The sequence below is a fragment of the Desulfomicrobium escambiense DSM 10707 genome (assembly GCF_000428825.1).
Lineage (GTDB): Bacteria > Desulfobacterota > Desulfovibrionia > Desulfovibrionales > Desulfomicrobiaceae > Desulfomicrobium > Desulfomicrobium escambiense.
Genome location: NZ_AUAR01000016.1, coordinates 57,599 through 78,481, shown reverse-complemented (window position 1 = coordinate 78,481; position 20,883 = coordinate 57,599). Strand labels below are relative to the sequence as shown.

Genomic DNA, 20,883 nt, shown 5'->3' with positions numbered 1-20,883 from the left:
GGGCGCACAAAAAAATACGCCCCGCTTCGGCTCGAAGCGGGGCGTTGTGCGTGAACGTATGTGTTTGTCGTACTCTGTAAGTTCTGTCTGTTTCCGGTAAATTCGGTAGGTGAACCTTCCTAACCTGCGGAGCGTTGGTGACGGTCTCACCGTCTGGATCGCCTGGGCTGTCGGACTTCTTCTCCCGCCTCTAGGCCTGCCCTTTCGCTCCCTTCACGCCTCAGACTCTTCTGTATGGCCCAATGGTCTTCCCTCCGTTGAGGTTGATCCACTCGTCTTTGATTCCCATATATATCCTCACGAGATCTCTGTCCAGAGGAGAGACTCGCTTGGCGCATATTTTCCCGGCACGCCCCTCCCGTTGGCCGCCGGGCTTTGCCTTTGCGCTGCGCTCTGGTAGACGGACGCCATGACGACGGATCCAGCCCGAAACGAGACCCGGCCCCGACCGACCCGCCCTCTGCGCCGGATAGCGGCGGCGTTGTGCCTCCTCGCGGGGGTCGCGGCCGTGCTGCTTGTCGTCCTCTGGGCCGCGCTCCCACGGCTGGCCGAGGGGCTGCTCCTGCCCGTGGCCGCCGAAAGGCTGGGAGTTCCCGGCCTCGACGTCGACATCCGCCGCGTGGGCCTGTCGGGACTCGACCTGGGGACCATCACCCTGGGACCGGACGCAGGCCTCGAAGCCTCGGCCGTGCAGGCGGACTGGAGCCTGTCCGGCCTCGCAAGGGGCCGCGCCGACACGGTACGGGTCATGGGGCTGCGCGTCACGATTACGGAAAAAGACGGCGCGTGGGTTGTGTGCGGCCTTCCCCGCGCCGCCGCAGCGGCCGGGTCCGACCCATCCTTCCTGCCGCAGATCGGCGCGCTCTCCGTGGACGGGGTCGTGGAACTCGACGGCCAGGCCACGGACCTTCGCCTTCCCGTCAACCTGGAAGGCAGCCTGGACCAGGACGGACTCGCGGTCCTGGAGGCGCGCACCGAACTGGCCGGGCAGGCGCTGCGTCTCACCGTCCGGGCCGATCTCGCCCGCAGGGATGTCCGCCTGACCTGCTCCCTCCCCCCGGCGTCCCTGGCGGCGCTGGCCAGCCTGGTTCCCGGGCTGCGCGATCTCCCCGTGAGCGGGACCCTCGAAGCCCAGGCCGAGGCGGCCCTGCCCCCAGCAGGCCCACCGCAGGCGCAGGCCCGCCTCGACCTGCGTTCGGTTCAGGCCGTACCGGGCCAATCCCCCATCGCCCAGGACGGCGAAACGTCCTTGCGCCTCGACTGGCGCGAAGCAGTGGGCATCACGCTCGACCCCGTTCGCCTGCGCGCGCCGCTGCCGCTGGTCCTCACAATCAGCGACATCGACATGGACCCGGAGGCCGGCGCCCTGGACTGCAGCTGGGAGGCGACCCTGGCCGCCGTGCCCGGACTGCGCCTCGCGTCGCCCCTGCGGCTGGCCGGAACCACCTCGGCCCGGCGCACGCCACACGGCTGGGACCTGCGTTCCAGGGGGCGGCTGGACCCCGTCCAGGCCGCGCCGGAAAACGCCCCGGACCTCAAGGCAACCGTTGAAGCGTGCGACGTGGACCTGGCCGTGTCGTCATCCACAGGCGCAACGCGCATCGACGCCAGCCTCGATCTTGGAAAGTTGCAAGCGGCGCGCGGCGACATCAAGGGCAGCCTGTCGGGGCTCGGACTGGTCTGCAACGCAACGGCCGACGCCGAGGGCCTGACCGGCAACCTGTCCTTGTCCGGAGGACACCTTGAGGCCCGGCGCCCGAGCCTGACCCTGAACACGACACGTCTGGAGGGCGCCTGCGCCTTTGCTTTCGGCCCGGAGCCGACGCTGGCCGGCAGCATCTCCGCGGGCCTCGCGGCCGGAAGCGACGACGCGACCGCCACCATGGCCCTGAGCCTGCCCCTGGCCTGGCCGGACCCGGCGACGGAGGCCGGCAGCCTGTCGGTGGACCTCGGCCTGAAGAAGAGGTCCGTGGCAAAAATTTCATCCCGCATCGCGCAAAACCTTCACGGACTGGCCCTCGACGGGACCCTGTCCGTGCCGCCGCTGGCCGTGCGGGCCTCCCTCAAGGGGCGTGCGGACCTGGCCAACCCTCATGCGTCGTGGCTGGAGGCCAAGGCCGACCAGACCGTGACCCTGCCGGGCGAGTTGGCCCGATTCGTCCCGTCCCTGGCGACCCTGGGGGGCAGCGCTCGGCTGCAGGCCTCGGCCAGGCTCAATCTGGAAGGTGGAGCCCCCACCCTTCCGGCCGCCCTGAAGCTCACGGGCATCACGCTGACCCATGACAAAACCAAGGCGGCGTTGAGCGGCGGCGCCCTGGCCGTCGCCTTCTCCGACGTGCTGACCGCGCGCTCGGACTCTGACCAGCGCCTGACCTTCGAACGCCTTCAGCTCGGCGAGATCATTCTGGAAAAGGGCGACATCCGCTACCAGATCGAGGCCCCGCACAGCATCCTGGTGGAAGGGTGCAGCTTCCGCTGGGCGGGCGGCCGCATCGGCACCCAGGCCTTCCGCCTCAACCCCGGCGTTGAGGACTACACCGTGGAGATGTACTGCGACCGGGTGGAACTGCCCAAGGCTTTGGGGCAGCTCGGCATGACCCGCGCCAGCGGCGGCGGCACGGCCAACGGGCGCATCCCCGTGCGCTGGGCCGGGGGGAAGCTGACCTTCGACAACGGATTCCTCTATTCCACTCCCGGCGAAAAGGGGGTACTGCGCATCGAGGGCACGGAAATCCTGACCGCCGGGGTGCCGCCGGGCACGCCGCAGTACGGTCAGCTGGACCTGGCGTCCGAGGCCCTGAAGGATTTCGGGTACGAGTGGGCCAAGATGAACATGAACACCGTGGGCGGCGAACTCGTCGTCTCGTTGCAGCTCGACGGCAAACCGGAAAAACCCCTGCCCTTCGTCTATGACCGCGAATTCGGGGGCTTTGCCCGGGTCTCGGCCAGCTCCCCCGGCTCGGTGTTTCAGGGCATCCGGCTGGACGTGAATTTCCGGCTCCCCCTGGACCAGCTCTTGCAGTACAGACAGCTCCTGGAACTGATCAACAACGGAGGTTGACGTGCGAACCCCACTTTTGGCCCTGGCCGCCATGCTCCTCCTGCAGGGCGCCTGCAGCACCCGCCACGAGGTGCAGATGGCGCCCGTGGAGGTCAAACCCATCCACATCACCATCGACGTAAACGTGCGGGTCCAGAAGGACCTGGAAGATTTCTTCGGCGACATCGACAAGGCCGAGGAAAAACTCAACACGAACAACTGACGGAGAGACCATGCGCACACCGAAATTCCTCATCGCGACGATCCTGGCGGCGCTGGCCGTCCTCCTGCTGGCCCAGGCCGGGCTGGCCGACGACATCAAGGACCGCATGAAGGCCCGCCTGCCCGTCATCACCGAACTCAAGGCCCAGGGCCTTCTCGGCGAGAACAACAAGGGCTTCCTTGAGTTCCGGGGCGGACAGAAGCCCAATGCCGACGTCGTGCAGGCCGAAAACGCCGACCGCGCGGCCGTGTACAAGGCCATCGCCCAACGCCAGAAAACCACCCCCGACTTCGTAGGCCAGGCCCGGGCGGCCCAGATTGCCGAGAAGGAGCCCGCCGGCTTCTGGGTCCAGGACCCGGGAGGGGCCTGGAAAAAGAAGTGAGGGGGAGAGTGGACTTAAGTGGACGGTATGGACGAGAATGAACAAGAATGGACGAACACGGACTGACACGGACGGCACGGACAGATAAACCCACCGCAACTTCAAGGGCCCGTATCCGTCCGTGTTCGTCCATTCCAGTCCATACCGCCCATCCCCTGCCCCCCCAGCCTTGACGCCCTGGTCCCCCCGCCGGTACAGCGTGCCGCTGGACCGCGGCCATTCCCGCCGGCGGACGTTTCAACCAGGACCAGTCATGAACTCCCGCACCACTCGCGCCAACATCCTCCTTCTGCTGACCGCCATGATCTGGGGCGCGGCCTTCGTGGCGCAGCGCGTGGGCATGGACCACATGGGCCCCCTGACCTTCAACGCCGTGCGCTTCGCCCTGGGCTCGACGGCCCTGCTGCCCCTCATCGCCTTCCTGAACACGAAACGCACCGTGGCGCCGCCGCCCTTTTCCACCCTGCTCAAAGGTGGCGTCCTCATGGGTCTGGCCCTGTTCCTGGGCGCCTGGCTGCAGCAGTTCGGGCTGTGCTACACCACGGCCGGCAAGGCCGGGTTCATCACCGGGCTCTACGTCGTCTTCGTGCCGCTGATCGGCATCTTCCTCGGCCAGCGCTACGGCACGGGCACCTGGGCCGGGGCGGGGTTGGCCATCGCCGGCATGTACCTGCTGAGCGTGACCGAGTCCTTTTCCATGGACAAGGGCGACACCCTGGTCCTCATGTCCGCCTTCTTCTGGGGCATCCACGTGCTCCTGGTCGGCAGGTTGACCAGTGGGCTCAAGACCGTGGACGCCGTCCGGCTGGCCGCCATCCAGTTCGCCACCTGCAGCGTCATCAGCTTCGCCGGGGCGGCCGCCACCGAGGACATCACCCTGGCCGGTCTGCGGGCCGGAGCCATCCCCATCCTCTACGGCGGCCTCATGAGCGTGGGCGTGGCCTACACCCTGCAGGTCGTGGCCCAGCGCGACGCCCGCCCGGCCCCTGCCGCCATCATCCTGAGCCTCGAAGCGGTGTTCGCGGCCCTGACGGGCTGGCTGATGCTGGGCGAAATCCTGACCACGCAGGCCGTCATCGGCTGCGCCCTCATGCTCTGCGGCATGATCTGGTCCCAGGCCAGGCCCTGACGCGGGCAGCATCTGCGCCCCACGACAAAGCGGCCGCCTCCCCTGCGGGAAACGGCCGCTTTGATTTTTCGGGTGCCCTTTCCTAGACCGCAATCTCCGGATGGAACACGTTGACCTCTTTCAGATCATCGCCCAGATAGTTCCGCTCATTGGGTCCCAGGATGCCCAGGGACAGGCAGATGAGCGTCCACAGGTGCACCACGCCGTAGTGTCCTTCGTAGTGCTCGCTCAGCTCATGGATCTGGGCGTGGCAGTTATGGCAGGCTGCGATGCAGTAGTCCGCCTTGGTGGCCTTGATCTGCTCGTCCTTGACCCGCCCGTAGGCCAGACGCTGGTCCTTGAAGCCCGATTGCAGGAACCCGCCGCCCCCGCCGCAGCAGTAGTTGTTGGAGCGATTGGGAACCATGTCGACGAAGTTCTCCTCGCCGACCACGGATTTGACGACAAAGCGCAGGTCCTCGGCGATGGCGTCCCCGTAGCTCTTGCGCACGATCTGGCAGGGGTCCTGAACCGTGAATTTTATGCCCAGCTCCCTGTTCCAGTCGGAGTTGACCTTGAGCTTCCCCTCCCTGATCCATTTGGCGTAGTATTCATAGATGTTCTTGACTTCGAAACGATGCTCTATGCCGAATTTGTTCAGTCCGGCCCGGACTGAGTACGTGACGTGGCCTCACTCGGTATTGAGAAAGACCCGGCACCCCAGTTCGCTCGCCTTCTGCGCCGACTGCCGCGTCAGGCGCTCCCAGCTCTGGTCGTCGGCCAGGAACATGCAGTAGTTCTCGCCGGCCCAGCCCTTGGAACCGTAGGTCCAGTCGGCCCCGACCAGATGCAGGATCTTCCACAAGGGCAGCAGCTCGTCGGGCTCGGTCACCGGCTCGCGCGAATTCTGGTTGAGGAAGAATTCGGCACCCTCCTTGTCGATGGGCGCCTCCATGTCCTCGAACTCCGGCTGCGACTCACGGCACTCGGACAGAACGTCCTCGATCACATAGGCGAAGTCCTGGGGCGCGGTGCCCATGGCGCTGCCGCTCTCGTTTTTGAGCGCCATGTCGCAGGACCCCATGATCCCCTTGGGGCGGGTCTCGCGGGGCCAGGAGGCCCTGGCCTCGTAGACGAGCCTCGGGATGTCGATCTTCATGGGGCAGACGTAGATGCAGCGCTGGCACATGGTGCACATCCAGACCCACGGCGTGGAGGTGACCTCCTCGTCGAGGCCCATGGCCGCCATGCGCAGGAACTTGCGGGGGTCCATGCCCTCCAGCCCCGTGGCCGGACATCCGGCCGAACACGCCCCGCAGGTCAGGCACATGTTCAGGTTGCCGCCTTCGGGCAGCATGTCCTGCACCTTCTGCATGAAGGCGCTTTTCCCGCGCCCAAGGTCTAAAATCTTTCCGTTCAGCATCCCGGTATCCCCCGCGATGAATGATTGCGACGCCGGCAGACAGGGGCGGGGCCGCCCGCGCGGCCCTGCCCGTTGTCGTCCGCAGCGCCCTAAACCGTGGCCGAGACCTGCACCGCCTGACCCGTCTGGTCGTACATGAGCCCGCACCGCAGGTCGAAGTGACGGTTGACGCTCATGGTCGGACACGGTGCGTTGACCGAGACCTGCACCACCGTCGAGCCGAGGAAGGCCTCCTCGGGATCGTCGGCCTTGGAGTGGTGGGCCATGATGATCAGGTCGGACCCCAACTGCTTGGCCATGTTCAGAATCTCCATGGCCGGGCGTCCGAAGCGGCCCGTGAAGCCGCACTTCTCGATGCCCTGCAGGCGGTCGCCGTATTCCTTGCGCAGCCGATCCTCGATCTGGGCACGTCCATCGGGCGAATCCGTGGCAGTCTCGCTGACGTTCATGACCGTCAGACCGGCCTTGTACTGCCGGGCCATCTGGCCGCCGTAGCTGACGGCGCACTCGGACTGCTCCGAGAAGTCCGTGGCCACGAGGATGTTGCAGAAGGCCGGGTCCTTGCACTCCACGGCCTGGTGCACGATCATGACCGGGCAGCGGGCCTTCTGGCTGACGCGCTCCAGGGTGCTGCCGGCCATGCCCCACATCTGGGCGCGCTTCTCCTCGTACTCCTTGGTGTGCGGGCCCATGACCACGAGGTCAGTGTCCTTCTTGCGGGCCAGGCGCAGGAGCTCGTTGTGCGGGATGCCTGCCACGACCTGCACCGACGCGCTCGGCACCGCGGCCAGCAGCGGCGCGTACATCTCGCGGATGCGCGCCTCCAGCCGGGCCGTCTCGCCCGAGGCCTCCAGGGTCTCGATGGAGCCCCAGCCCTGCTCCATGCCGGCCACATGCACCAGATACAGGTTGGATTCGAACTTCTTGGCGAAATTCACGGCGGCCTCGACCGCGCATGCATCCACACCGGTGGGCGTCACGCCTACGATGATGTCCTTGAACATAACTACCCCCTCTGTTTTGTGTGTCAGGTTCCTTCAGTTCGCGTTTCCTCCGGCTCGCCCGACGGCTCGTGCCGCCAGGCCCGGGACCTGATGCCGGCGCGCGTGCTCCCGTTCAGGCTCATGTTCGTGTCCAGCAGCACGGCCGGCTCCTCCAGGCCGAAGGCCAGGGCCATGAGCTGGGTCAGGTAGAGGACAGGCACGTGGTGCCCTCCCGCCGCCGCATCGTGCTGATAGGCTTCGAGATTCATCTGGCACAGGGGGCAGACCGTGGCGATGGCGTCCGCCCCTTCGGCCGCGGCCAGAATGGACTCCACCGAATGCATGGCCACCTCGGGATGCGTGACCATGAGCGACGCCCCGCAGCAGCGCGCCCCCATGTCCCAAGGATGGAGCTGCGCCCCCATGGCCGTCAGCACGTTGTCCATGGTCACGGGTTTGCGCGGGTCGTCGAAGACCTCGTACGGCCGCAGGATCTGACACCCATAGTACGGGGCCACGCGCATGCCGTGCAGGTCGCGCCCGACCTTGCCGCCGATGGCCTCCAGGCCGATGTCGTTGACCAGGATGTCGAGGATGTGCCGCACGCGGACCCCGCCCCCGTATGCCAGGCCGCAGGCCTCCAGGGCCTCGTTGACCCGGCCGTGCAGGGCCTTGTTGCCGACGACCTCGCGGTTGACCTTGAGCAGGTTGAGATAGCAGGCGCTGCACGGGGCCAGCACGTCCAGGCCCGCCAGTTCCCTTTCGGCCAGGGCCAGATTGCGGGCCGGCAGGGCGTAGTTCATGAGTTCGCTGACCGGCTCGGCGGCGCTGGCCCCGCAGCAGGTCCAGTCCGGGATTTCGACGAGTTCGACCCCGAGACTGTCCATCACGGCCCGCACGGAGACGTCGAACTCGTGGGCGCTCTCCTGCAGGGAGCAGCCGGGGTAGTAGGCGTACTTCATGACTCTTCCTCCATCTCCCGCACCTTGGCGAACAGGGCCTTGAGGCGTCCCTTCTGGCTGCCGTCCGGGACGTGCAGCTTGCCGACCCGCATCATGCGCACCCCCAGCGGCAGGTAGTGCAGGGGGAGTAGCGGGTCGCGCTTTTTCAGGAAATAGCCGGGCATGAGACTCGTCTCCTGCACGCGGCCGTATTTCTCCACGTTGTCCATGAAGGCGTCGTAGAAGGCGCTGTTCCTGCGCACCTTCCAGGTCCCGCGCTGCCTGGCCAGGCGCTTGAGGGCGCCCATGGCCTTGGTCAGCTTGAGGCCGCGCGGGCAGCGCAGGGTGCACATGTAGCAGGACGAGCACATCCAGAAGGTCCTGCTCTCCAGGATCCGGTCGAGCATCCCGAACTGCACCATGCGCCACATCTGCCGGGGCGTGACGTCCATGGCGAAGCCGTTGGGGCATGACGCCGTGCACGTTCCGCACTGCATGCAGGCCCCGAGTTCGCCGCGCAGCTCGTCGAGGATCTCCCGGCTCGCCGGGTCCGGGCTCCAGGCCTGGGGTTTCGTCTGGTTCATGGTCCACCTTCCCTTGGCTTACGCCAGTTGTTCCAGGGCGGCGTCGATGACCGCCATCATGGGTCCGTCATGGAAACTGGTCAGAACCGTGGCGCTGTTGGGGCACACGGCCGCACAGGCGCCGCAGCCCTGGCAGAGCATCTCGTCGACCTTGATGACCTCGTTCTCCAGGTCCACGCTGCGCGCCCCGAAGGGGCAGGCCGCGATGCAGGCCTGGCAGAGGGAGCACAGGGACGGGCGGACAGTGGCCACCACGTTCTCCCTGGCCACCTTGCCGGCGGACAGGATGCGCATGGCCCGCTGGGCCGCGGCCTTGGCCGAGGCCACGGTCTCGGCCATGCGGCGGGGCGAGTGGGCCAGGCCGCAGAGGTAGACGCCCTGCTTCATGGATTCCACGGGCCGCCACTTGCTGTCGGCCTCCTGGAAGAAGCCGTTGCGGTCCAGCTCCACGCCGAAGATCTCCACCAGATCCTCCACGTCGTTGGGCTCCACCCCGCTCGACAGGGACAGGATGTCCGCCTCGACGCGGATCTGCGCCCCGAGGACCGGGTCCAGGGCCGTGATGACGGGCTTGCCGTCGGCGAAGGCGACCTTGGGCGGGTTGTCCAGGTCGTAGCGCACGAAGATCGCCCCCGCCTTACGCGCCTTGGTGTAGTAGCTCTCCAGGAATCCCTGGGCCATGATGTCGCGGTAGAAGACGTAGATGGGCAGGTCCGGGTTGCGCTCCTTCATGGTCAGGACGTTCTTGAGCATCTCCGGGCAGCAGATGCGGCTGCAGTAGTTGCGCTCGCCGCCGTCGCGGGAGCGCCAGCACTGGATCATGGCCACGGCCTTGAGCCCCCCGACGTCCAGGGCGCCGGTGGCCAGCTTCTCCTCCAGGCCGAAGTGGGTCATGACCGACTTGTGCACGCAGAAGCCGCTCTCATAGATCTTGGCCTCGTGCCCGCCCGTGGCCAGGATGGTCACGCCGTGCTCCAGGGGGAAGATCCCGCCGTCGCCGCTGATGGCCGAACGGAAGCGTCCGGCGCTGCCCCGCGAGAGGACCACGCGGGAGTCCTTGAAGACCTTGATCTGCGGGTGCTTCTCGACCTGGGCCACCAGGTCCTCCATGTATTTGCGCGGGTCCGTTCCGTCGAGCTGGGTGTGCAGGTGCATGGCCATGCCGCCGAGCTCCTCCTCGCTCTCCACCAGGCAGACCCCGTAGCCCTGGTCGGCGATGGCCATGGCCGCCGTCATGCCGGCCAGGCCGCCGCCGACCACCAATGCCGAACGGTTCACGTCGACCATGACCGCCGGCGGCGTGGGGTCGGCGCCCTGCAGTTTGGCCACGGCCATGGACAGGGTCGAGAAGACCTCGCGCGCCACGTCCACGGCGTCGCGGCCGTTGAAGGTCGGCGTGTGCACGTCGACCACGTCCATCAGGGACGGATTGAGACCGACAGTGCGCCCCAACTCGCGCAGGCGCGGGATGTAGGCGTAGGGCATGCAGGCCCCGAGCAGGATACGGTTGGGCCGGCCCGAGGCGGCCGCCTCGCGGATCTGCTTCCAGCCCTCCTCGGTGCAGGCCTGCCTGACGTGCACCACGTCGCGCACCGAGTGCACGCGGGCCACGGTGTCCGTCAGCGCCTGCAGGTCCACGCTCTTGCCCAATGTCGGGCAGGACGTGCACACGGCGACCATGGTCCGCACGGGCTCGCGGGAAACGTCCGGGTAGTCGGGCTCGGGGGCCGGCGGGGCCGGACCGAGCACGTCGTAGATCTTGATGATGCGCGCCGCCGCCTCGGACGCGGCGCCGGCCTGCATGACGGCCTCGGAGATGTCCTTGGGCTCGCCGAAGGCCCCGGCCGAGAACACGCCGACGCGGCTGGTGCGCTCCGGCGCATAGGGCTGGGTTTGGCAGAAGCCCCAGTCGTTGAGCTCGATGCCGGCGGCGGCGGCGAAAGCGTCCATGCCCGCCGGGGGCCTGGCCCCAACGGCCAGCACCGCCATGTCGAAGGGCTCGCTGCTGCGCGTGCCGTCCTCATGGAAACATTCCAAAACCACCCCGCCGTCTGCGGCAGGAAGAACCGAATGGGGCCTGCTGCGCACGAAGCGCACGCCGTTGTCCGCGGCGCGCTGCCGGTATTCGTCCCAGCCTTTGCCGAAGGTGCGCATGTCCATGTAGAAAATGGTGGCTTCCACCTCGCCGCCCGTGGCCTTCTTGGCCAGCATGGCCTCCTTCATGGAGAACATGCAGCACACGGAGGAACAGAAGTCGGCGTTCTTCTTCACGTCGCGCGACCCGACGCACTGGATCCAGGCGATGGAGCGCACGGGCTTGCCGTCGCCGGGGCGCAGGAGTTTGCCGCCCGTGGGGCCCGTGCCGCTCATGAGGCGCTCGAACTCCACGGCCGTGAGCACGGCCGGGTGACCGTAGCCCCATACGTCGCGCCCGCCGTTCGGGTCCATGTTCGGGTGGTAGCACTCGAATCCGCCGGCCAGCACCACGGCGCTGACCTGCAAGTCCTCGGTCGTGTCGGAGACGATGCGCATGTAGTGCTTGTCCAGCCAGGGCACGAAGGTCTTGACCTTGAGGGGCTTGACGAGCGTGTCGCGGGCACCGCGCCTGACCAGGTCGGCGGCCTGCTCTTCCTGCCCCTCCTCGGCCAGCACGGCCACGGGCAGGCCGGGCCGCAGTTCCCGGGCGCGGGCCATGACGCGCTGGGCGTCCACGCCTTCGAGGTTCAGACCCACGAGCAGATAACCCACGCCGGCCCCGCCTTCGAGCAGGTCCAGGGCCTCCTGCCCGCCCGCGGCTTCCAGCACCGGGAAATGCAGGTGGTCGAGGCTCTCCCGGATCAGGGTCCGCGTCTGTTCGTCCGCGTCCGCGACAAGGATGTTGAAGCGCGCGCGTTCGTCGAGCTTGAGATCGATGGCCCCGGTGGGGCAGGCCTCGTGGCACTTCCAGCAGCGGATGCAGTTGTCCAGGTCGAGCACGTAGTGGTTGGGGATGGCGTGGGGCACGGGCAGGTACACGGCGGACCGCTTTGTCAGCCCGGCGTTGAACTCGCTCGGGACCTTGACCGGGCAGACTTCGGAGCACTTGCCGCAGCTCACGCACTTGTTCGGGTTGATGAGGGGCGAGCGCCGGTTCAGGGTGACAAAAAACTTGCCCGGCTCCCCTTCGAGGGAAGCCAGCTCCGTATTCAGCATCAGGTCGATGTTCTCGTGGAAGAGCCCCTTGCGCAGGCAGAACTGGCTGGCCGAGTCCCGGTTCATGAGCGGCAGCATGCGGCACATGCCGCAGTGGTCCGAAGGAAACTGGTAGTCCAGCTGGGTCAGGATGCCGCCGTGGCTGGGCCGCTTGTCGATCAGGGCCACCTTGTGCCCCATCACGGCCAGATCGAGGGCGGCGCGGATTCCGCCTATTCCGGCGCCGACGACCAGCGCGCCATATTGCTTCCTCATTGCGTCCTCCTCAGGCTCAAGCCAGGTGCGAGACCGTGTCCTGAAATTCGTCTTCCTTGAACACCGTGAGCGGCGGAGCCTGGTCCAGGCTCAGACCCGGCAGGTAGTCGAAGCCAGCCTGGGTGCGCGCGGCCACCGTGCGGAAGAGCTCCACCACCTCCACCCCGTTGGGGCAGGCGTTGGAGCACTGGCCGCAGCCGATGCAGGCAGTGCTCATGTGCGCCATGCGCGTCAGGTGGTAGAAGACCGTGTCCGTAGGGAGCTTCAGGCTCCCCTTGCGCTTGGCCCAGCCCAGATACTGCCAGGGCTTGTGCTCGAAGACGTCGGTATTGAAGACGCACTCCTTGCAGTAGCAGACCGGGCAGGCCACTCGGCAGTTGTAGCAGTTGACGCAGCCCGAGAGGTACTCGGCCAGCTGTTCGAGCGTGGCCGTGCGACCGCTGACCTGCGCCATCATGGCGTCGCGGGCCTGGATGCGGGCCGCGGTCAGGGCGGCCAGGGCCTTTTCGCGCCGGTCGTCGGGCTCTGCCGCGGGCAGCCCCATGGCCCCAAGCAGGGCCTCGCCGCGGGCGCTGGTGGCCATGACCGGGATGGTCTGGCCCAGATCGACGCCGTGCAGGCCGATGACCATGTCCGCGCCGTGAGGCGACGGGTATTCGCAGACCTTGCAGGCCGGAGCCAGCTCCAGCCCGTCGCGCAGGCCGCCGTTGCCGAGGGACTTGTGGAACTCGACCGTGGCGGCCGGTCCGTCGGCCTCGCCCAGGAAGCTCTTGTAATGGGCGTTGTCGAAGGCGCCGGGGCAGTCCATGCCGATCAGGATGACCTCCTCCAGGGAGCCCTGGTTGAGCTTGACCAGCTCGATGAAGGCCCTGATCTCGCACGGCCGCATGACCACGGCGATGCGCTCGCCCGTCGTCCCTCTGGTCAGGCGCGAGACGAGCTTGGCGCTGTTCATGGGAAAGGCCGGCGCCAGCGGGTCGGCCCGGTCGAGCTGCTCGGGCTTGGTGACCAGGGTCGGCATGGGCATGCCGTGCTTGAAGAGATGGACCGGCAGCATCACGCCCGAGAGGGATTCGTCCTCCAGCAAGCGTCTGAAAAATCCCTGCAGGGCGACGACCGGCCCCTGACCGTCAATCTGTATCTTTGCCGTGGTGGCCATGATGTGTCCTCCTCATCCCGCTACAGGGCGGCCAGTCCGCGCGTGTCGAGCGGCCCGAGTTCCCGAAGGTCGTTGATGAAATTGTTCACGGTGGCGGCGAACTCCTGCCCCTCGCTGGCCCCGACCCAGGTCAGGCGCACGCGGCGGCGGTCTATGCCGAACTGGGACAGGATCTCGTTCAAGAGCCTGACCCTGCGGCGGGCCTTGTAGTTGCCGTTCTGGTAGTGGCAGTCGCCGGGGTGGCATCCGCTGATGAGCACCCCGTCGGCCCCCGAGAGCAGCGACTTGATGACGTACTTGGGGTCGACCATGCCCGTGCACATCATGCGCACCAGCCGCACGTTGGGCTGCTGGCTCATGCGCGAGGTCCCGGCCAGGTCGGCGGCCGTGTAGGTGCACCAGTTGCAGACAAAGGCCAGAATGGCGGGCTCAAAATCCTGGTTCATGCGATCCTCCTCACGCCGGGGCATGGGTCGTGGTTGCGGAGACGTCCGCGGCCGGCATCAGCAGGTCCGGCAGCGGGTCGAGCATTCCGTCGATTTCGTTGAAAACCTGGGTCTGGCGGAAGTGCTTCACCTGGGCCGCCCCGCTCGGGCAGTACCCGGCGCAGCTGCCGCAGCCCTTGCACATGGCCTCGTTGATGACGGCGATGTGCCGCCGCTCGTCGAACTCGATGGCCGAGTATGGGCACAGGCCGATGCAGACCTTGCAGCCGACGCAGATGTCGGGGTTGATCCACGAAGTGGTCGGGGAGATGGACACCACCCCGCGCGCGGCCAGGGCCAGGGCCTGGGCCGCGCCGCCTGCCGCGTGGGCCACGGCGTCGGGAATGTCCTTGGGCCCCTGGCAGGTCCCGGCCAGATAGATGCCGTCCGAAGCAGTGGACACGGGGCCAAGCTTGGGGTGCTCTTCCAGGAAGAACCCGTCGCGCCCCTGGGCGATGCCGAAGATGCGGGCCACGTCCGTGCTGTCGGGACGGGCCTCCATGGCCGTGCACAGCACCACCATGTCCACGGGCACGCGCACGTGGCTGCCGAGCAGGGTGTCCTCGCCCACGACCACGAGGCGGCCGTTCTCCTGGACCACCTCCGACGGTCTGCCGCGCACGAAGGTCACGCCCTCCTCCTGCACGCGACGATAGAATTCTTCATACCCTTTGCCGAAACAGCGCATGTCGATGTAGAAGTTATAGACTTCACACCCATGCCCGACCTTATCCTTGATGAGGTGGTCGTATTTGAGGGCGTACATGCAGCAGGTCCGGGAGCAGTACTCGTGGTAGTTCCTGTCGCGGCTGCCGACGCAGTGGATGATGGCCACGCTCTTGGGCAACTCGCCGTTCTTCATCAGAATCTTGCCGCCGGTGGGGCCCACGGCGTTGTTCAGGCGCTCGAACTGCAGGGCCGTGTAGACCTCGGGGAAACGCCCGAAGCCGTACTCGCGCATGGGGGTCGGGTCCATGGTGTCGTAGCCCGTGGCCAGGACCACGCTGCCGACGTGGTAGACCTCCCGGCGGTCCTGCATGGTGAAGTCGATGGCGCCCGTGGGGCAGGTCTTCTGGCACGCGCCGCACTTGCCCTTGGTGAGCATCTTGCAGTGGTCCCGGTCGATGACGGGCGTGCTCGGCACGGCCTGGGGTGAATTGCGGTAGATGGCCCGGCGGTGGCTCAGGCCCTCCTCGAACTCGCTGACGACCTTGGTCGGGCACTTTTCGAGACAGGCGCCGCAGCCCGTGCAGATGTCCTCGTGGACGTAGCGGGCCTTGCGGCGGACGGTGACGGTGTAGTTGCCGACGAAGCCCGAGACGTCCTCGACCTCGGTCCAGGTCAGCAGCTCGATGTTCGGCTCCTGGGCCACGGCGACCATCTTCGGCGTGGAGATGCAGGCGGCGCAGTCCAGGGTCGGGAAGGTCTTGTCGAACTGGGCCATGTGGCCGCCGATGGAGGGTGATTTCTCGACCAGGATGACGCGGTGCCCGGACTTGGCGATGTCGAGGGCCGCCTGGATGCCGGCAATGCCCGCGCCCACGACCATGACGTCGGGCAGGACCTCGACCTCGCGGGAGTGCAGCTCCTGGTGCCGCCCGACGCGAAGGACCGCTGCCTCGACGATGTGCTTGGCCTTTAGGGTGGCCTCGCCCTTGTCGGGGGTCACCCAGGAGCAGTGCTCACGGATGCAGCAGTGCTGCATGAGGTAGGGGTTGAGGCCGGCCCGGGCGCAGGCCTTCTGAAATGTCTTTTCATGCAGGCGGGGCGAACAGGAGGCGACCACCACCCGGTCCAGCCCGTGCTCGCGGATATCCCGGATGATCATGTCCTGCCCGGGGTCAGAACACATGAACTGGTAGTCGCGCGCGACGGCCACGTTCTTCAGGCCCCCGGCGAACCGGGCCACCTCCGGACAATCGACCCGGCCCGCGATGTTCGACCCGCAATGACAGACGTACACTCCGATCTTTCTGGCCATGTCATCCCCCTTGTCCCGCGATCACCTGTGGCTTCCGCCGTTGTTCAGTTCCAGGGTCAACTCGCCCACCAGCCGCTTGAGTTTCTCGTTCTCCACGGCAAGATCCGACTGGCTCGGCGGACGCGGCTGCTCCTCGAACACGATGTGGCAGTTATCCAAAAAATGGTTGCGCCACTTGTAGTACAACCCCGGCCGCAGCTCATGGGAGCGGCAGATTTCGTTCACGCAGCCGCCCATGAGTCCTTGGAGCACGATCCGCGCCTTGGTCCTTGCGTCCCACTTGCGTTTCATCCTCATTTCCTCCCGTCAGGGGGTCCAGCCGACCCCGGGGTCACGGACCGCTCACCCGGAAAGGAAAACGCATTCACCTTTCCTGACCCACGCCATTGCTATGTCATCTTAACCATATATGTCTGTTAAAGAACTCTTTTCCACTACGCCGCTGTTCTCTCACGTCGTCCCTATGTCATAAAACATGCCAAATTCATTTTAGTATTTCAGCAAGCCATGATAGATAGAAATATCTGATTCAAAACAGGAGAAGACATGGAGAGTGACGCGTATCGTTCATCTCGAAGAAAAATAAATGTCTTGCTTGACGAGACACACGACACATGTATGAGAGAGTCATATCGTCCTACAAGTCTATCCACGCCAACAGGCAATCCGTCATCCTCACCTTGAAAGGGCAAACCGGGACGAGACAACCGTCTCGCCTCGCAAGACAAACCGACAGGAACAGCCCATGAACAACATCCTCATCATCGACGCGGACAGGGATCTGGGCCAGGATCTGATGACCGAACTCTCCAAACGGAGCCTGCACGCCGCCTACAGCGTAAACCTTTCCAAAGGGTTGGCCATGCTCCATGTGGGTGATTTCCGGCTGGTCCTGCTGGGCGAGGAATCCGGGGACAGGAACACCCTGGAGTACCTGTCCACGCTGCGCGAGATTCCGTCGCGCCCGGAGATCATCGTCCTGTCCAGCAGCCGCGACCCGGACGCCGCCGAAGCCGCCATCCGCGGCGGCGCGTGGAACTTCATGCCCAAGCCCGTCAACATGCCGCGCCTCATGGTCCTCGTGGAGCGGGCCCTGGAGTACCACCGCGAACGGCCGGCCAAGAGCGCCCCTGTCTCCCTGCGCCGGGAGGGCATCATCGGCAACAGCCGGCTTCTAAACTCCTGCCTGGACATCGTGGCCGAAGCCGCGGCCTCGGACGTCAGCGTGCTCATCACCGGCGAGACGGGCACGGGCAAGGAGCTCTTCGCCCGGGCCATCCACGCCAACAGCGGCCGGGCAGGGAAGCCCTTCGTCGTCGTCGACTGCGCCGCGCTGCCCGACACGCTGGTGGAGAGCATGCTCTTCGGCCATGAGCGCGGCGCCTTCACCAGCGCCGAAAGCCGCTCCGTGGGCCTGATCAGGCAGGCGGACGGCGGCACCTTGTTCCTCGACGAGGTCGGCGAACTGCCCCTTTCGGTGCAGAAGGTCTTCCTGCGCGTGCTCGAAGGCCGCAGCTTCCGGCCCGTAGGCGGAGCGCAGGAGGTGACCAGCAATTTCAGGCTGGTCGCAGCCACCAACCGCGATTTGGAAGCCATGGTCCGCTCCGAGACGTTCCGCCGCGACCTCTACTACCGGCTGCGCGGCATCCGTCTGGAGCTCTCCCCCCTGCGCGACCTGCTGGACGACATGAACGACCTCGTCTGCCACTTCATCCGCCGTGCCTGCCAGCGCCAGGGCATCGACAACAAGGGTTCGTCCCCGGATTTCCTGGACACCCTCATGCAGTACACATGGCCGGGCAACATTCGCGAATTGTCCAACGCCATCGACCAGGCCGTGCTGCGAGCAGGCAGCGAACCCATCCTCTACCCCCAGCACCTGTCGCGGAACATCCGCGCCAGCGTCGCCCGGCTGCAGGTCGCCGACCTCCCGCCTCTGGAGGAGAGAACCCCGCCCATGACCAGCCCGGACGACTTCCCCGACCTGCGCACCTACCGCGAAAAGCACCTGGCCGAGCTGGAGACGTGGTATCTCAAGAACCTCATGCTCATCAGCAAGGGCCAGATCGCCGTCGCCTGCCGGCTGTCCGGCCTGTCCCGGCCGCGGCTCTACGCATTGCTCAAGGAACGGGGCGTGGGGCGGTGATGACCGCCCTTGCGGAAGCGGTCGAATTGCGCGTCCCTGGTTGTCATCACGGGCAAAAGATGCAATTGCTCTCGCATACCCCGAATTCGCGCCGCATTCTCAACCCCGGACAGGATGCACCATGGACAGCACGTGGGAAATGCCCCTCGCGACGGCCCTGCAGCCCCTCATCGACGCATCCCCTGAAGCGATCTTCCTCATGTCCCCCGACGGGCGCATTCTGGCGGCCAACGCAGCCATGGGCAGGCGGGTGCACACCCCTGCCGGGGAACTGATCGGCAGAAACGTCTATGATTTCGTCGATACCCGCGCCGCGACTCAGCGCAAAACCCACGTCGACAAAGTCCTGACCACGGGAAAACCTGTCGTCTTCCGTGACGAACGCCTCGGCCAAAGCCTCGAACACCATCTCCACCCGGTCCCGGACGCAACCGGCAGGACAGCCTTCGTGGCGGTCTACGCCAGGGACGTCTCGGGCAGCAGGCGCATTGAGGAGGAGCGTCTCAAGAACGAGGCCATCCTCCGGGAGAGCCAGGCCCTGGCGCATGTCGGAGGGTGGGAGTGGGACGCGGCAGGAAACCGAATGTACTGGACCGAGGAGACGTTCAACATCCACGACGTGCCGCCGGAAGAACGCGAACAGGGCACGCCCGACCTCATCCGCAGAAGCATCGAGTGCTACCGCCCCGAAGACAGGGGAGCCATCGCGGCAGCCTTCAAGGCGTGCGTCGAAACGGGCCGACCCTACGATCTCGAATTCCCCCTCACGACCTTCGCCGGGCGTCGGCTCTGGACCCGAACGACGGCACGGCCCGTCTGGCAGGACGGGCGCGTGTCCAAGGTCGTGGGCAACATCATGGACATCACGGCCCGCAAGAAATCCCAATCCCTGCTCGAAGCCCGCGTTCGACTGAGCGAACTGTCCGCCACGCTGGACACCAAGGCTCTGCTCGGGGCCTTCGTCGACGAGGCCGAGGTCCTGACCGGCAGCAGGATCGGTTTCGTTCACTTTGTGGAGAAGGATCAGTCGACCCTGGCCCTTCAGACCTGGTCCGCGAGCACCCTCCACCATTTCTGCACGGCCGCGGGCGACGGGCTGCACTACCCCGTCGAGCAGGCTGGCGTGTGGGTCGACGCCATCCGGCAGCGCAAGGCCGTCATCCACAACGACTATGCAAGCCTGCCCCACCGCAGGGGCCTGCCCCCCGGACATGCGCCCGTGATCCGCGAACTCGTCGTTCCCATCTTCCAGGGAAGCCGCATCGTGGCCGTCTTCGGAGTCGGCAACAAGGACGAGGACTACGACGACCGGGACATCGAACTGGTTTCGACCCTGGGCGGCATGGCCTGGGACATCCTCTCCCGTGCAAAGAGCGAGGAGGCCCTGCGCCAGAGCGAGGAATACCTGGAGGCGATCTTCCGCGTCGCCCCCACGGGCATCGGCGTGGTCAGGAACAGGGTCCTGACGCGGGTCAACGAACGGGTCTGCGAAATGACCGGCTACCGTGAGGAGGAGCTACTGGGCCAGAGCGCGCGCGTGCTCTACCCCTCCCAAGAGGACTTCGACTTCGTGGGACGGGAGAAATACCGGCAGATACGGGAGAAAGGCACGGGAGAGCTGGAGACCCGTTGGCAACGCAAAGACGGGGACGTCATCGACGTGCTCATGGCGTCCACCCCGCTGGACAGAAATGACCTCTCCGTCGGGGTCACCTTCACGGCACTGGACATCACCGAACGCAAACGGATTCAGGCAGAACTGATCCAGGCCAACCTCGACCTGGCCGAAAGCACGGACAGGGCCCGGGATCTCGCAGCCCAGAGCGAGGCGGCGAGCAAGGCCAAGAGCGAGTTCCTGGCCAACATGAGCCACGAGATCCGCACCCCGCTCAACGGGGTCCTGGGCATGCTGCAGCTCATCGAGACGACCGACCTGGACCCCGAACAGCGCGATTATGTGCGCACGGCCATAACCTCCTCGACCCGTCTGACGCGACTGCTTTCGGACATCCTCGACATTTCGCGCATCGAATCGGGCAAGCTCGTGCTCTCGGAGACGGATTTCGAGGTCCAGGCTCTCAAGGGCTCGGTGCTCGAACTCTTCGCGCCCATCGCGCGGAAGAAGAACCTGGACCTCCTCTTCCGACTGGCCCCCGGAGTACCCCGGCGTCTCGTCGGTGACGAAACGCGCCTGCGCCAGATCCTCTTCAACCTCGTGGGCAACGCCATGAAGTTCACGCAACGGGGCGCGGTCAGCGTGGAGATATCCCCGCTCCTGCCCCGCAGCGCCTCCGAATGCCGCATCCTGCTGTGCGTGAACGACACAGGGTCGGGCATCCCGGAGAACCGGATCAGGGACATCTTCGAGCCGTTCGTCCAGGTCGACGGGTCCTACGTGCGTGAACACCAGGGCGCGGGCCTCGGTCTGTCCATCGTGCGGCGCCTTGTGCGGATGATGCGCGGGGATCTGGCCCTGGATTCGACCCTCGGCGAAGGCACGACCATATGCATCTCCCTTCCGCTGCGCGTGCCGCAGGGCAGGATGCCCGTGGCGCAGGACGGACAGGAGGCGGAATGCCCGCTGCCGGCCTGCCGGATCATTCTGGCCGAGGACGATGAGGTCAACCTGTGGGCGGGCCTGAAGATTCTCGAAAAAATGGGACACAGCGTGACGCCGGCCGCCAATGGCCGGGAAGTGCTGGACCATCTGGCCCGGCAGGATTTCGATCTGATCTTCATGGACATACAGATGCCCGTCATGGACGGGGTCGAGACGACCAGAGCCATCCGGCAGGACGAAAGCCTCGGGAACAAGGCCTCGATCCCCATTATCGCCATGACGGCCTACGCCATGACCGGCGACAGGGAGGTCTTTCTCGCGGCAGGCATGAACGACTATCTGGCCAAACCCGTCCGGATGGAAGGAATACTCCAGGTCATGGCGCGCGTTCTGGGAAACGTCCACCGAACCTGAAAACCCC

At 66.2% G+C, this 20,883-nt stretch carries 15 protein-coding genes; 6 read left to right on the top strand and 9 right to left on the bottom strand.

Translation table 11 applies throughout. From position 1 onward, the window contains the following. Positions 1-508: 508 nt before the first annotated feature. The 4 genes from G394_RS20330 (at position 509) to G394_RS0113150 (ending at position 4,774) form a co-directional block, all read left to right on the top strand. Positions 509-3,061 (top strand): intermembrane phospholipid transport YdbH family protein, encoded by a 2,553-nt coding sequence (locus G394_RS20330; protein WP_156902609.1) that lies wholly within the window; start codon positions 509-511, stop codon positions 3,059-3,061. A 1-nt stretch (position 3,062) separates the two neighbouring features. Continuing rightward, on the top strand, positions 3,063-3,263 hold the full coding sequence (locus G394_RS0113160) for a YnbE family lipoprotein (RefSeq protein WP_043775889.1): 201 nt from the start codon (positions 3,063-3,065) through the stop codon (positions 3,261-3,263). Positions 3,264-3,273: 10 nt separating this feature from the next. After that, positions 3,274-3,645: a YdbL family probable chaperone protein gene (locus G394_RS0113155; RefSeq protein WP_028578049.1), complete on the top strand. Its 372-nt coding sequence runs from the start codon at positions 3,274-3,276 to the stop codon at positions 3,643-3,645. Positions 3,646-3,898: 253 nt separating this feature from the next. Continuing rightward, on the top strand, positions 3,899-4,774 hold the full coding sequence (locus tag G394_RS0113150) for a DMT family transporter (RefSeq protein WP_028578048.1): 876 nt from the start codon (positions 3,899-3,901) through the stop codon (positions 4,772-4,774). Positions 4,775-4,856: 82 nt separating this feature from the next. Here the strand turns inward: G394_RS0113150 and G394_RS20820 are convergent, their stop codons facing one another. From G394_RS20820 to G394_RS0113100, 9 genes are all read right to left on the bottom strand, one after another. Beyond that, positions 4,857-6,176 carry a (Fe-S)-binding protein gene (locus G394_RS20820; RefSeq protein ID WP_084435631.1) on the bottom strand — a complete coding sequence of 440 codons (1,320 nt, stop codon included), beginning with the start codon at positions 6,174-6,176 and terminating at the stop codon, positions 4,857-4,859. An 89-nt stretch (positions 6,177-6,265) separates the two neighbouring features. Further along, positions 6,266-7,180, bottom strand: a complete 915-nt coding sequence (locus tag G394_RS0113135; RefSeq protein WP_028578045.1) for a universal stress protein — start codon at positions 7,178-7,180, stop codon at positions 6,266-6,268. Positions 7,181-7,203: 23 nt separating this feature from the next. After that, positions 7,204-8,121: a CoB--CoM heterodisulfide reductase iron-sulfur subunit B family protein gene (locus G394_RS0113130; RefSeq protein ID WP_028578044.1), complete on the bottom strand. Its 918-nt coding sequence runs from the start codon at positions 8,119-8,121 to the stop codon at positions 7,204-7,206. Further along, on the bottom strand, positions 8,118-8,684 hold the full coding sequence (locus tag G394_RS0113125; protein WP_028578043.1) for a 4Fe-4S dicluster domain-containing protein: 567 nt from the start codon (positions 8,682-8,684) through the stop codon (positions 8,118-8,120). Before G394_RS0113125 ends, G394_RS0113130 begins: the two co-directional genes overlap by 4 nt. Before the next feature lie 18 nt (positions 8,685-8,702). Then, complete coding sequence (locus G394_RS0113120; RefSeq protein WP_028578042.1) at positions 8,703-12,131, bottom strand: 4Fe-4S binding protein; 3,429 nt, start codon at positions 12,129-12,131, stop codon at positions 8,703-8,705. A gap of 16 nt (positions 12,132-12,147) precedes the next feature. Beyond that, on the bottom strand, positions 12,148-13,290 hold the full coding sequence (locus G394_RS0113115) for a 4Fe-4S dicluster domain-containing protein (protein WP_028578041.1): 1,143 nt from the start codon (positions 13,288-13,290) through the stop codon (positions 12,148-12,150). Between the two features lie 20 nt (positions 13,291-13,310). Continuing rightward, entirely contained in the window at positions 13,311-13,736 is a 426-nt protein-coding gene (locus G394_RS0113110; RefSeq protein ID WP_028578040.1) for a hydrogenase iron-sulfur subunit, read from the bottom strand. Between the two features lie 10 nt (positions 13,737-13,746). Next, positions 13,747-15,756, bottom strand: a complete 2,010-nt coding sequence (locus G394_RS19185) for a CoB--CoM heterodisulfide reductase iron-sulfur subunit A family protein (RefSeq protein ID WP_043775887.1) — start codon at positions 15,754-15,756, stop codon at positions 13,747-13,749. 21 nt (positions 15,757-15,777) lie between these two features. Then, complete coding sequence (locus G394_RS0113100) at positions 15,778-16,047, bottom strand: transposase (protein ID WP_028578039.1); 270 nt, start codon at positions 16,045-16,047, stop codon at positions 15,778-15,780. Positions 16,048-16,501: 454 nt separating this feature from the next. On the opposite strand from G394_RS0113100, the gene G394_RS0113095 reads away from it, so the two are divergent. Both G394_RS0113095 and G394_RS20325 read left to right on the top strand, forming a co-directional pair. Continuing rightward, entirely contained in the window at positions 16,502-17,902 is a 1,401-nt protein-coding gene (locus tag G394_RS0113095) for a sigma-54-dependent transcriptional regulator (RefSeq protein WP_028578038.1), read from the top strand. 121 nt (positions 17,903-18,023) lie between these two features. Next, the gene (locus G394_RS20325; RefSeq protein WP_051307184.1) at positions 18,024-20,876 is read left to right on the top strand and encodes a PAS domain S-box protein; all 2,853 of its coding nucleotides are present in this window, start codon (positions 18,024-18,026) and stop codon (positions 20,874-20,876) included. Positions 20,877-20,883: the final 7 nt, after the last annotated feature.